Origin of the sequence: Streptomyces sp. NBC_01320, from assembly GCF_035974375.1 — a bacterium.
Classification (GTDB): domain Bacteria; phylum Actinomycetota; class Actinomycetes; order Streptomycetales; family Streptomycetaceae; genus Streptomyces; species Streptomyces yanii.
In genome coordinates, this window is record NZ_CP108390.1 from 10,264,144 (window position 1) to 10,277,392 (window position 13,249).

At 69.9% G+C, this 13,249-nt stretch carries 10 protein-coding genes; 2 read left to right on the forward strand and 8 right to left on the reverse strand.

Features of this window, described 5'->3' with window-relative positions; translation table 11 throughout:
* Nucleotides 1–215 precede the first annotated feature (215 nt).
* Together OG395_RS46585 and OG395_RS46590 are read left to right on the forward strand one after the other, a co-directional pair.
* Nucleotides 216–3,614, forward strand: a complete 3,399-nt coding sequence (locus OG395_RS46585; RefSeq protein WP_327248327.1) for a glycosylhydrolase-like jelly roll fold domain-containing protein — start codon at nucleotides 216–218, stop codon at nucleotides 3,612–3,614.
* A gap of 53 nt (nucleotides 3,615–3,667) precedes the next feature.
* Complete coding sequence (locus OG395_RS46590) at nucleotides 3,668–6,928, forward strand: family 78 glycoside hydrolase catalytic domain (protein WP_327248328.1); 3,261 nt, start codon at nucleotides 3,668–3,670, stop codon at nucleotides 6,926–6,928.
* Between the two features lie 274 nt (nucleotides 6,929–7,202).
* Here the strand turns inward: OG395_RS46590 and OG395_RS46595 are convergent, their stop codons facing one another.
* The 8 genes from OG395_RS46595 to OG395_RS46630 all read right to left on the reverse strand — a co-directional run bounded on the left by OG395_RS46595 (nucleotide 7,203) and on the right by OG395_RS46630 (nucleotide 13,238).
* Nucleotides 7,203–7,700 (reverse strand): nucleoside deaminase, encoded by a 498-nt coding sequence (locus OG395_RS46595; protein ID WP_327248329.1) that lies wholly within the window; start codon nucleotides 7,698–7,700, stop codon nucleotides 7,203–7,205.
* 184 nt (nucleotides 7,701–7,884) lie between these two features.
* Nucleotides 7,885–8,277: a hypothetical protein gene (locus OG395_RS46600; protein ID WP_327248330.1), complete on the reverse strand. Its 393-nt coding sequence runs from the start codon at nucleotides 8,275–8,277 to the stop codon at nucleotides 7,885–7,887.
* Nucleotides 8,278–8,293: 16 nt separating this feature from the next.
* A complete protein-coding gene (locus OG395_RS58625; protein ID WP_442818681.1) occupies nucleotides 8,294–8,896 on the reverse strand; it encodes an ISAzo13-like element transposase-related protein in 603 nt (200 codons plus the stop codon).
* A gap of 138 nt (nucleotides 8,897–9,034) precedes the next feature.
* On the reverse strand, nucleotides 9,035–10,147 hold the full coding sequence (locus tag OG395_RS46605) for an FUSC family protein (RefSeq protein WP_327248331.1): 1,113 nt from the start codon (nucleotides 10,145–10,147) through the stop codon (nucleotides 9,035–9,037).
* 221 nt (nucleotides 10,148–10,368) lie between these two features.
* Nucleotides 10,369–10,764 (reverse strand): SsgA family sporulation/cell division regulator, encoded by a 396-nt coding sequence (locus OG395_RS46610; protein WP_327248332.1) that lies wholly within the window; start codon nucleotides 10,762–10,764, stop codon nucleotides 10,369–10,371.
* 103 nt (nucleotides 10,765–10,867) lie between these two features.
* On the reverse strand, nucleotides 10,868–11,296 hold the full coding sequence (locus tag OG395_RS46615; protein WP_327248333.1) for a hypothetical protein: 429 nt from the start codon (nucleotides 11,294–11,296) through the stop codon (nucleotides 10,868–10,870).
* Between the two features lie 549 nt (nucleotides 11,297–11,845).
* The gene (locus OG395_RS46620; RefSeq protein ID WP_327248334.1) at nucleotides 11,846–12,097 is read right to left on the reverse strand and encodes a hypothetical protein; all 252 of its coding nucleotides are present in this window, start codon (nucleotides 12,095–12,097) and stop codon (nucleotides 11,846–11,848) included.
* Between the two features lie 427 nt (nucleotides 12,098–12,524).
* The gene (locus OG395_RS46630) at nucleotides 12,525–13,238 is read right to left on the reverse strand and encodes a hypothetical protein (RefSeq protein WP_327248335.1); all 714 of its coding nucleotides are present in this window, start codon (nucleotides 13,236–13,238) and stop codon (nucleotides 12,525–12,527) included.
* Between the last annotated feature and the right edge of the window lie 11 nt (nucleotides 13,239–13,249).

Below are 13,249 nucleotides of genomic sequence, written 5' to 3' on the forward strand. Positions count from 1 at the left end.
GCCCCCCGACGGCTGAGGACCGATCGGCCGAGGACCGCCGGGCCCTCTGCCGACCGGGGCCCGGCGCGATCCGGGCTTGCCCCGGGGACGACGGCCGGGCGCCGTCGTCCCCGGGCACGACAGATCGTCATTCCCCTGTGCCGTCACGCATCACGCGCGGCGTGCCGTCCTTGCGCCACCCGTCACAGAAAGCAGAACGCACAGCCATGCCGCACATGTTCAGCTCTCCCGAAGGCGCCTCCCGTCTGACCCGGCGCCGCTTCGTGACCCTGGCCGCGCTCACTGCCGCCACCGCCACCGGCGGCCTTCTGAACGGCCTGCCCGCGATCGCGTCCGGGGCCTCCGATGGGACCCCCCTGCCCGCCTTCGGCGACGTCGACTTCGTCAACCCAGGCCGCGACAGCCGGCCCGCCGTGTACTGGTACTGGAACGGCCCGGTCACCAACGAGCTCGTCGACACCCAGATGGCCGACCTCCGCTCCAAGGGCATGTACGAGGTCATCGTCTTCCCCTACGACAACGCCGAGATGCAGCCCGCCTTCTTCACCGAGGGCTGGTTCGACGTCATCGAGCACGTGCTGACCACCGCCGAGAAGACCGGCATGAAGGTGTGGCTGTTCAACGACAACCACTTCCCCAGCGGCCGGGCCGGCTACTTCATCACCCAGGGCGGCACCGTCGGTTCACGCACCTACCAGGCCCGCCCCGACCTGCGCCTGAAGGGCCTGTGGCGCTCCACGCACATCGTCCAGGGACCGACGAGCGCGCGCCCGACCCGGACCACCGGTGTCGGCGTCGACACCGGGAGCCTGGTGGCCGACGCGGCGGTCCTCGCGGGCCCCGCCGTGCTGAGCGACAGCGTCGGATGGGGCGACTGCACCGTCTCCGGCAGCGTCAAGCCCGACGTCACCGCGGCCGGAATGCTGGTGAAGGCCTCGGCGACGGGCGAGAACGCTCTGCTGGTGGAGTTCGAGCAGACCGGTGTCGTCACCATCAGCCGGGTCGCCGGCACCATGGTCACCCAGCTCGCCCGGTCCACCCGCACCGACGGCTTCAACAAGACCAAGTTCCACACCCTGGCTGTCAAGGTCACCGGCGCCACGGTCACCGTCACGCTCGACGGCAAGGAAAAGGGCACCGTCACCGACGAGACCCTGGTCCAGGGCGGCGTCGGCGTGCACGCCCGGGACGGGCAGCGCTCCCTGTGGGACAGCCTGACCGTCACCGCCGCCGACGGCACCGCCCTCTACCAGCAGACCTTCGACCAACCGTCCGCCGCGGGCGACTTCACCGTCCGGGACCTGCCCAAGGACGCCGCCCGCCCGGTCGCTGCCACCGCCCGCCCCGTGGGCTCCACCGATGCGGGCGACCTGGTCGAACTCACCGGACACCTCGACGGCACCTGGCAGGTGCCCGCGGGGCGCTGGCAGATCGACCTGTTCGGCGGGGCGACGCTCACCGACGACTCCAAGGGCTACACGCGCGGGTACGCCGACCTCCTCGACGACGAGCCCGTCGAACTCTTCCTCGACATTGTGCCCGGGGAGTACTACCGCCGCTTCCGCCGCTTCTTCGGTTCCGTGATCAAGGGCTTCTGGGACGACGAGCCGTTCATCGCCTCCGCCGCCCCGCACCCCTTCAAGCGCCGGCCCTGGTCGCCCACGCTCGCCGCGGAACTGAAGGCCGTAGGCGCCGAGCCCGGCGCCGCCTACGCCAGCGCCTTCGACGACCTCGGCGAACAGGGAAGGATCCTGCACGGACGCTACTGGGAGGCCGTCTCCAACCGGTTCGCCCAGTACTTCGCCAAGCAGGCCACCTGGTACGGCGACCGCGGCGTGAGCCTGATCACCAACCCCCTCTACGACGAGACGGCCCCCTCCAAGCGCATGCAGTCCACCGGCGACCTGCACAAGGTCAACCAGTGGGCGCAGGTCCCGGGCGGCGACGCGATCACCGCCGAGTACGAACTCGACACGCCCACCATGGACCCGCGCAACCCCGCCTCCGTCGCCCACCAGATGGGGCGCCCGCGCGTGCTGATGGAGGCCTTCGGCAACATGGGCTGGCAGGTCGCCCCCGACTTCATGCGGGCCCTGCTCGGCGCGTACGCGACCCGCGGCATCAACTTCACCGCGCTGCACGCGCTGTGGACCGACGAGACTCATGTCTACTTCGCGCCGCCGTTCGGCCCCCGCAACCCCTGGTGGTGGGCAATGCCTCCGATCACCGCCTGGATCGGGCGGGTCATGGAGCTGGCCCGCGGCACCTCCGGCGCCCGCACCGCGCTGCTGCAGCCGCAGCGTGCCGCCGAACAGTTCACCGCCACCGCCCGCCAGGGCGAGGTCGATGCCGCCTTCGACGAGACCGCGTTCGCCCTGGAGCGCGCCCAGGTCGACTTCGACCTGGTCCACGAGGGCGCCCTGGCCGGTGACCCGGACCTGCTCGCACACGCCGAGCCGCGCGACGGTGCGCTCCGGGTCGGCGAGGCCTCCTACGACCTGGTGGTGCTGCCGGTGACCCCGGTGCTGGAGACGGCCGCGGTGCACACCCTGACCTCGTTCGTCCGGGGCGGCGGCACCCTCATCGCCGTGGGCGACCTGCCCGCCCTCGCCGCCGACGGGGACAACACCACGCTCAGGCGTTCCCTCGCGGAGCTCTTCCCGTCCGGCACCGGCAGCCGCACCGTCGGCCGGGGCAAGGCCGTGCGGGTCGCGGACGGCGCCGGGCTCGGCGCCGCCTGTCAGGCGGCCGGGGCCGCCGCGGCGGTCCTCGAACCGGCCGCCGAGGCCGTGCGGGTGCTGCGCACCCGGCGCGGCGAGGACGTCGCCTTCCTGTTCAACAACGAGAGCGGCACGGCCGTCACCACCCAGGCCCTCTTGCCCGCCCTGGGCGTGCCCGAGGTGTGGGACCCGGCGACCGGCGCCACCGGCCCCGCCCTGGTGCGCGGCCTGCCCACCTCCAAGGGCGTCCGGGTGCGGCTCACCCTGTCCCCCTACGAGACCCTCGCGGTCGTGGTGCGTCGGAAGGCCGCGGACACCCCCTACCTCACCGAGACCGGCGGCCTGCCGGTCACCGGCATCACCCGGCACGGCAACAGGCTGCGGGTGACCGCCCTGGGCGAGGCCCCCGGCACGTACCGCCTCACCGCCCGCGACGGCAATCACATCCGCACCGGGACGGCCCGCGTCACCGAGCAGCTCACCCCCATCGCCCTCGACGGCGACTGGACGCTCACTCTTGCCCAGGAAGGTGCCGAACCCGTCACCCGCCCCCTGGCCGACTGGAGCGACATCGCCCGCCTGTACTCGGGCAGCGGCACCTACACCAAGGACGTCACCCTCGACGCCCGCGCCCTGGCCGGGCGGCACCACATCCTCGACCTCGGCACGGTCCGCGAGGTCGCCGAGGTCACCGTCAACGGGCACAAGCTCGCCCCGGCCCTGTGGTCCCCCTACCTCGTCGACGTCACCGAGGCCCTCAAGCCGGGCGTCAACCAGCTCTCCGTACGGGTGTCCAACACCCTCTCCAACGAGCGGAACAAGCCCCTGCCCTCCGGCCTGCTCGGCCCGGTGAAGCTGCTTCCGCGCCTGCCGCTCACGGTCGAACTGGACTGACGCCCGGACCGTTCCGGTCACCCCTTCTTTCCGACGTACCCGTGGAGTTCCGCATGTCCCGCACATCCCGCACACCCCGCACGTCAAGACGATCCCTCGTGCTCGCCTCCGCGCTGACCGCCCTGGTCACCACGGCGCCCTTCGCCCCGCCCGCCGCGGCCTCCCCGCTGCAGGGCACGGTCGCCGCCGAGCAGCTGCGCACCCAGCACCTCAGCAACGCCCTCGGCATCGACGACACCACCCCCGACCTGAGCTGGCGGCTCATCTCCCGCGGCCGCGACACGGCCCAGACCGCCTACCGCATCCAGGCCGCCACCACCCGCGACCGGCTGATGTCGGCACGGCCCGACCTGTGGGACTCCGGCAAGGTCGAATCGTCCGTCCCGCAGGCCACCTACGCCGGCCGCGCGCCCGGCTCCCGCACCCGCGTCTACTGGAGGGTCCAGCTCTGGTCCCGCGGCGGCTCAGGCCCCGGCAACTGGAGCAGCCCCGTCGTCTTCGAGACCGGCCTGACCCGCGCCGCCGACTGGTCCGCGGACTGGATCACCAACGACGACTGGCAGCTGAGCAAGCACACCGTCGAACCGGTCACCGTCAAGGTGCCCCGGACCACCGCCCGGTACGTCCGTCTCGACGTCACCGAGCTGGGCCTGCCCCTCGCCGACGACTTCCCCGCCCTCGCCCACCGGCTCCAGCTCGCCGAGATCGAGGTGCGCGACAGCGACGACCCCGACACCGACCTCGCCCAGGGCGCCACGGTCACCGCCTCCGAGTCGGACACCGAACGCAAGGTGTGGGAGCCCAAGCTCGCCACCGACGCCGTCACCAACAGCGCCTGGAACCAGGCAGCCGGCTACTCCAGCCTGCCGCACACCGGCTCCGACGTCTCCGACGCACCCGTCACCGTCACCCTCGATCTGAAGGTGACCAAGACCTTCGACCAGGTCGTGCTGTACCCGAGGGCCGACGTCCTCACCGACGACGGGCAGGTGCCCGGCTTCCCCGTCGACTACACGCTGTCCACCTCCGACGAGCCCGACAGCTCGTACACCCGGGCGGCACAGGTCACCGGCCAGAAGCCGCCCAAGCCCTACCTGCCCTCCGCACTGCCGCTGTTCGCGAAGGACTTCACTCTCCCGAGGAACATCCGGTCGGCCCGCCTCTACATCGCCGGACTCGGCGTGTACGACGCCAGCGTCAACGGCGCACCGGTCGGCGACGCCGTCCTGGAACCCGCCAACACCGACTTCACCGACCGAGTCCAGTACGCCACCTACGACGTGACGAACCGGCTGCGCAGCGGCGACAACACACTGGCGGTCGAGCTGGGCAACGGCATCTCCAACCAGCTCAGCACCGCCGACCGGTACCGCAAGCTGTACGGCAACCGGAGCGACCCCAAGCTGATCGCCCAGCTGGAGGTGACCCTCGCCGACGGCACCGTGCGCCGCATCGCCACCGGCGACGACTGGCGCACCACCCTCGGCGCCACCACCTCCTCGAACTGGTACGGCGGCGAGGACTACGACGCCCGGCGCGAGATCCGTGACTGGGACGAGCCCCGGGGCGACCACTCCCACTGGGACCGGGCCGTCACCCTCGGCGCCGACTCCGCCCCGGCCGCCCTGAGCGCCCGTGAGACGGAACCCGTCCGAGTCGTCGAGACACTCAGCGGCAAGGAGGTCGACGGGGCCGCCGAAGGCAGCCGGATCTTCGACCTCGGCCGCAACATCGCCGGCTGGCCGGAGATCACCGTCTCCGCCCCCGAAGGCACCACCATCCGCGCCTACCCGGCCGAGAGCCTCAAGGGCGGCCACGCCTACCAGTCCATCAGCAACGTCGGCGGCCCGCTGTGGGACAGCTACACCACCGGCAACGACAAGCGGTCCGAGACCTGGCACCCCAAATTCAGCTACCACGGCTTCCGTTACATCGAGATCAAGGGCCTGCCCAAGGACGCCACCGTCTCGGTGAACGGCAAGGTGCTGCGGGCCGACAACGACTCCGCCGGCTCCTTCTCCAGCTCCGACGACCTGATCAACGGCATCCACTCGCTCATCCGGCGCTCCGTCGAGGGCAACATGATGAGCATCCTCACCGACTGCCCCAGCCGTGAGAAGCTCGGCTGGCTGGAGCAGGACCAGCTGGTCTTCCCCACCCTCGCCGCCAACTACGACATGCGCGCCTACCTCCGCAAGATCGTGCGGGACATGGCCGACGCACAGACCAGTGAGGGCCTGATCCCCTCCACCGTCCCCGACTACGTCACACTGGCGGGAACCTACCGCAACGACGCCAACTGGGGCGGCGCGTTCGTTCTCGTGCCCTGGCAGCTGTACACCACCTACGGTGACCAGGAGACGTTGCGCGCGTACTACCCCCAGATGAAGAAGTACGTGACGTTCCTGGAGCAGAAGGTCTCCGGCGGCATCCTCGACTACTCCCTCGGCGACTGGTTCACCCCGGACAAAACCTTCCCCAAGGCGGTGTCGGGAACGTACGGCTACTGGCACATCGTCGACACCCTGGCCGACATGGCGAAGGTGCTGGGAGAGGACGAGGACGCGGCCACCTACCGCGCCAAGGCCGACGCCAGCGTCAAGGCCCTGTCCGACAAGTACTACGACCAGCAAAGCGGCACCTTCGCCGGCGGCGGCCAGGGCGCGGAGGCCCTCGCCCTGGACATGGGCGCCTACCCGGAGGGCGAACGCGACCGTCTCCTGGACCACTTCACGGCGTCTGTCGAGGCAGCCGACTACCATCTGCTGCTCGGTGAGATATCCCTGCCGGCCGCGTTCCGCGTTCTGTCCGGTGCGGGCCGGGACGACATCGTCCACCGGATCGCCACGCAGACCACCAGCCCCAGCTACGGCTACCAGGTCCTGGCGGGCAACACCGCGCTCGGCGAGTCCTGGGACGGCGGCTCGGGCCAGTCGCAGAACCACTTCATGCTCGGCGCCATCGACTCCTGGTTCACCACCCGTCTGGCGGGCCTCGACCAGGCACCGGGATCGGTCGGTTACCGCGCGCTGCGGATCGCCCCGGCCGTCGTCGGCGACCTGACCTCGGCACGCGCCACCTACACCACGCCGTACGGCGAGGCGGCCAGCCAGTGGCAGCGCGACAACGACAGGCTCTCCCTCACCGCGCGCGTCCCGGCCGGCACCACGGCCACCGTCGAGGTTCCGTCCACCTCGGGCCAGGTCACCGCCCCCGACGGCGCCCGCCCGGCCGGCCACCGGGACGGAGTGCAGATCTACCAGGTGGGATCGGGCACCTGGACCTTCAAGTCGAGCATCACCCCCGGTACGTGACCGCAGCCCTCTTGCAGGGCCGCGAAAACGTGACGGGGGATTGAGATCCTCCCCGGCCAGCAGTTGTCCGCCGGGGAGGATGTCAATGTTCGGCGGTAAGGGCCCAAGAACAGCCGAGCCTCTCTCGGCTGTCGGGGCAGCGTCCAACCCTCGCGGGGTCCCTGCATCCCCCGCCTTGCCGAGCAGGGTGTCGAGGCGGCGCCACATCACCCCGCTCCGTGGCCACATCCGCGACCCAGTCGCAGCGCAGTCACATGATCGTCCGAAGAGTTTCCTAGCGGGTCGGCAGGTGGAAGGTGCGGTGCATCTCCTGCAGACGGCCGGCCAGATCCGGAACAGGGCCCTGGACCACGACGCCCGGCACTACGTCCTGGACCGCCAGGGAACGCACCGGTGATGACGGTACGCCGAGCTCGGTCAGCCACTGCGTCAACTGAGCCGCTGAGTGCGCATAGACGATGCGGCCGAGGCCGACCCAGCCGTGTGCGGCCGAGCACATGGGGCAGTGCTCGCCGGAAGTGAAGACGGTGGCCGCGGCCCGCTGGCGCGCCGGGAGGTGCACGGCGGCCCAGCGGGCCAGTTCGAACTCCGGATGCCGGGTGCTGTCGCCGAGACTGTGCACGCGGTTGCGGTCTTCGGCGAGAATCTGGCCATCGGCACTCACCAGGACGGAGCCGAACGGCTCGTCCCCGGCCTGCAGTGCCTCGGCCGCCAGCTGTACGGCCCGCTCCAGGTGCTGGTGTTCCACGTCGGTCAGTTCGGCAGATGACAAGACTCGCTCCTCACGTGTACAGGATCATCCTCGCCGTCGGGGGCAGATCCCACGGAACCCACCGTGCCAGGCCGTGGCCTGCGGCGTCCAAGAGATGTCGGCCATCCCGGCCATCGGCGGCGTCTATTGCCACGTGTGATCGAAGTCTGCAGCCGTGGTGTTCCACAGGAACCAACGGTGGCCGTCAGCGGTATGAACGCCCCTCGTGCTCCCGGACCCAGTGGTGAGGCCCATGGTGGTCCCGGATCCATTCGATCTGGTCACTGACCCAGCGTCGACGGCTGTCGTCGTCGCTCAGTTGGGAACTGACTCGGTCGTGGTCCCGCATCCATTCGATCTGGTCATTGACCCAGCGTCCACGGCCGTCGTCGTAGCTGCCCCGGCCCTCGTCCCAGCTGCCGCGCCGGCCCTCGTCATGAGTGTCGAAGAGCTGCACGGGGTGGGATACGACGGCTGCCCGGCCATCGGTCGGGAGGGCCGCTGCCGAGGCGGGACCACCCGTCGCGAGGAGTCCGGCCGCTGCGACCGTCAAAGAAGCGGCCGCGACAGCAGCGCGTCGCGCAATCCTGAAAGCCATGATGTTTCCTCCTTGCTTACCCCGTGACCTGCACAACAGGCCGGGAGGGCTTGCCTTTGATCAGGCACTGACGACAGTACCCCGAAGTGGTTGAACGGTGAACTATCTGGGGCGTGAGGTACACCATGCCTCGAAAAATTGCCGCCCCGGAATACTTCCGGAGCGTCCATCGGTCGCCTGCCGCCCCGGGGTTGGGCAGCCGGCAGAGCAGCTCCTTCTTCTTCGCGCCGGTGCTGACGACCCGCCCGCCGTTGCCTTGGCGCAGCTTGACCTGCTCGTTGATGGACCGGAACCGGTTGTTGCGGCCCCGGTGCTGCCGGCCCTCCAGGGTCTTGGCTGGGCCTGGAGACTGAAGTCGTTCCCCTTCGGCAACCGACCGGCCGTGACTGCCGGGACGGATGACCTCGACGGATCGGTTCCTCGGCGAGGTTGCGTCCCCCGCCCGGCCGCCGTACTCGCTCACCCCAGCGGCACACGTATCGGTATGTACGCCGCCTGCCCCGGCAGCCGTGCCCCGGTTGCAGGCGCCGGCCGACGCTGCTGCTCGCTCAAGGACCGCAGCAGCACAACACCACCAAGTGCGAGTCCGGTTGACCGCACACTCCTCCGAAGTCGCCATGCCGGTTCAACGGCGACTGCGACCGGAGGCGACGGCTTGTTTCCTTGCGACTCCGGTGGACGACCACGTGCTGCTTCGATCCCGACCTGAAAGCTCGGGCGAGGGCGAAGGCCGCGTGTGCCGGGTGAAAGCGGCCAGTCAGTGAGTGTCCGCGCGGTCCAGGTCGGCCAGCAGCCTTTCCACGTCGGTCATGAGTGAGCCGTAGACGTGCCAGGCACCCGGCTCGGTGAGGGTGCCCCGGCCGATCATGTCGGTCATGGTGTCGTGCCAGGTCAGTGCGCCGTCGATTGCTCCGCGCAGGCGTTCACGGGGAGATGCGTCCGGTGAGCCGGTCGGCGGGCCCGATTCGACGAATGCCTGGACGGCCGCTCCCGCCAGCTGGAGGGTTTCGGCGTACCGGTCGAGGAACTGGTGCCCCAGGTGGTGATCGGCGTGGTTGTCGTGTGCGTTGTCGGCCAGGGTCCGTGCGATTCCGCGTACCTGGATCGATACGCCGCGCAAGGCCGTGAATGTGTCGTTGAAGGTCGTCTCCTTGCGTCGCGTATGCGCGACGCAGCGCGTGTTCCACCGCAGGCTCTCGTCGGCCTGCCGCACCTGTTCCTCTGCGTGAGTGAGGCGTTTGTCCAGGCTGCGCGCCTGGTGCAGCCAGTTGTGGGCCTTCGCGGTGAGCTGTCGCCGGGAGAGGCCGGTACCCATGTCGTGCAGCAGCGTTCCCATGGAGCGGGCGAGGTCGCGTACGGCGGAATCGGACTCGTTCAGGTAGAGCGGAGGCAGGATGAGAGCGTTCACCGCGATGCCCACGGCCGCGCCGGTGAGCGTTTGGAGCGCGGGGGATATGAGACTGCCCATGGGGTCGGTTGCGGTGGCGGCCAGTGCGATGACTGCGGTGGAGGCGATCTGGAGACGGTCGTCAGCGGTGCGGCGGGGGCCTGCCAGGGCCGCGATGACCGCGATGACCGCTACGGCGCCCGCGGTCGGTCCCAGCAGCCGGGCCGTCGCGAGGGCGAGGACCAGCCCGGCAACCCTCGCCACCACACTTTGTGTCGCCTTGGTCACGGACTGGTAGACCGTGGACGCGTTGACCATGAGCAGAGCCGTGGCGACCGCCACGTAGGGCCGCCCCTCGGGGGACCAAGGGGCCACGATGCCCCAGGTGAGCAGTGCTGCGATGAGGGTTTTGGCGCCGTGCACCACGTGGTCGGCCCGTTTGGTGCGGAGCCGGCCGGTGAGGCGACGTATCGGCTCCGTCATCGCCACCGGCGTGCGCTCCAGCTTAATAGTTGAATCTTGCACGATATTGATGATGGCATCGTTTGTCCGTTTTGACCTCGTGACGTCGGCCACGGTCACCCGTGGTGCCCCGTGGGTACGCCGTCCTCGCTGGCGTCGCGCCGGCCCGTCGCGGTCGGCGTCGGGCGGGCAAGACGCTCAGGCGTGTGTTGAAAGCGAGCCTCACGGGAGCCTGTGACGGTTCAGGGTGCCCCGTCCAGGAATTGGGCGAGGTGGGTTTCGAGGTCCAGCGCCTCGGTTTCCCTGCCGGCGGGCACGAGCTGGTACGTGCGCCGCAGCCACTGCTCGACCGCAGCAAGTGGGGCCGTGAGGTGGGCGGACCCGTGGGGGGAGGACAGGAGAAGGTGCAGGAGCGCCTCGGGGCCGGTTTCGGCAGGCCAGACCCGCACGTCGCCCTCCCCACTGAGGGCCTGAGTCCCTGCGTCGAGAAGGTCGCGTGCGAAGACCCACGGGGTCAGGCCCTGGAGGCTGTCCTGGAAGAGGAGCTGTACGGCGAGCGGGTCCTGCGATCTGTACAGCAGGTGGGTCGGCACGAGGATCCGCTCCCCCAGAGGGGACGCGAGCTCCATGTGGAGCATGTGTTCTACGCAACTGGTCATGGTTCGACGTGTTGGGGCCGGGGCGCCGGGCCCGGGCGGGAGGATGGGTGCCCGGACTCGGCGCTCGACGTGGTCCGTGCGGTCAGCGGAAGATGCTGTAGTCGAAGCCGTGCGCGTTGCCGATCACGACGACCCATGTGCCGTGCTCCCACTGGTAGAAGCGGTGGTTGTCGAAGCGGTAACGGTGACCGTGGTCGTCGCTGTACCAGTACCGGCCCTCCCGCTCCCAGCGGCGGTGACCGTCCCAGCGCCGGTCGCCGCGGTGGCCGTCCCGGTCGCTCCAGCGGTGGCCGTTTCCGTCTCGGCCGCTCCAGCCATCGCGGTGGCCGTCTCGGTCTCCACGGTGGTCGCCGTACGGCGTGGTGGTCGGGGCGTGGGAGGAGGTCGGCGCGGCATGGCCGGCCGCAGGGTTCGGAGCTGCCGAGGCGGCGCCGCCCATCAGCAGGGTGCCGACTACGGCGGCGAGGGCGACGGCCGTGGCGGCGGCGCGACGTCCAAAGGTGTGATTCATGATCTTTCTCCTTGGTCTGTGCCGGAGCCCCATGGATGGGGACCCTGGCGGGTGCCCCGGGGTGGTGGGGCAGGAGCGACGCTACTCCCAAACAAGTTGAACGTTGAACGTTGTCTTCTGTGACATATTTCATCACCTTTAGGTTCTTCCTCGGCTCCGCGGGCGTCGCGGCGAAGTCGAGCGCCGTCGCCTGCGGCCCCCTTGCATCCGCATCGTCCGTGCTCACAAGCGGGGCCGCGGAGCAGCCGGCAGCCGGTGTCGTCTCCCGCCATCTGGTCCCGCCATCCCGAGCGCCGCGCTGGGCACCGCACCTGCGCCATGCTGTTTCGGGCACGCCACAGGCTGAGTCGGCGTCAGAACAGGCGACAGGACGGCGGCAGGACCGTTGCCGGCTGGAACCCATGGCCGCGGCGGGGCCCTGGCCGGCTTGGCGGACAGCGGCCAACCGCCCGGGTATCCGGTTCAGCGAACAGATGCGTCGGCCGGGCCCGAGTGATGCAGACGCCCCTCTCGTGGACCGGGCGCGTGAGAGAGGGGCAGGCGCTTACGTCAGGAGTTGATGTTGATGCCGTAGTCGGTGGACGGTTCCGCCAGGCCGACGTCAACCCTGTCCAACGGCAGGGACCTTCCGGCCTGTTGCCTGGCGGTAGACCTCTGCGGCGTGGTCACGGTCTGACCTGGGGCGAAAGGGCTGGGCTGGAAGCGGAGCGCGGTGTTGGGCTGTGAGATGTCCGCCACCCGTGTGGTGCCACGGTCGCAGGCGGCGGCCGGCTGGGCCTGAAGGCCGATGCTGACGACCATTGCGTCCGGTGCCCGGGATCAGGCGAGTTGCATCAAAGGAATGCGGCAGTTGGCTGCCCCTGGCCAACCGGCCGGTCCGGCCGGCCTGGAGCCCTTGCCGACCGGACATGGAAACTGACCGTGTATCAGGCGCCCTTGGCCTGCAGGCCCCACTCCAGCCGCGTGTAGTACTCGACGCTCACACGCGAGCGTCGCGACCTCGCTCCGGCGCAGACCTGGAACCCAGCGGGGGCCGTAGTCGGGCAGCCCGGCTCTTCGGGAGTGATCCTGTCACGCCGAGACTTCAGAAACGTGCGGATTTCAGAGCGGCTGTCCACGCGTTCGGGGTAGGTGCGCGGCTGTAGCAGGCACCGGCCTCCCGATGGTGGACGGCAGCGCTGGTGCGCTGCCGTCCGCGTGCCACGACAGTGCTCACGCGCGGGAAGCGTTACTTGGCAGGGGCTTGGTAGAGGCCGCGTCCGGCACGATGAGCCCTGGATGTGGCAACGAGCCGGTCGAGTGTGCTGCGCACGGTGTTGATGCTGCCGGCTGTGAGCTCGCGTCCCAGGGCCTCGGTGACGTCGCGCGCCCGGAGAGGTGTGCCGCCGGCCGCGGACACCACTTCCATGACCTGCTCGATGAGGCGGCCCCCGTCCTTGGCCTCCGCAGGTGCTGCATTCTGGGCGGTCTGTGCCTTCTCGACCTTGGCAGGAGTGGCCTTTTTGGACGGGCGTTCCTTCTTCTGCTGTGCAGGAGCCTTGGAAGCTGCCTTACTGCCCTTGGCAGCAGCAGTCCTGCGGGCCTTGCGAGGGGCGGGGATGGCTACTGCCTCCGGTGTGTCTTCACTTACGGCGGAGGGGCCGGGTTCGTGGTGACCCTCCGGGGCGGCCTTCGATTCCGATGCGGCGTCTGCGTCGCTGCCGGCCGACGAATCAGGCCGGGTGTCGGATTCCCCGTCAACCACAGCGGCTGCCGGCACGGGGGGTGCGGTGGACAGTGCCTGCAGAGCGGTCAGGGCAGTGCGCACCGAATCCAGGCGTTCGGTGACGGTGACGAGCTCCTTCTCCAGGGCCTGCTTGCGCTCTTCCAGACGCGGAAGTTCCGCCTGCAGGAGAGCTGTTGTGGCTTCGACGCTGCCCGGGGTGCTGGTTGCGGAGGTCATGATGCCGCCTT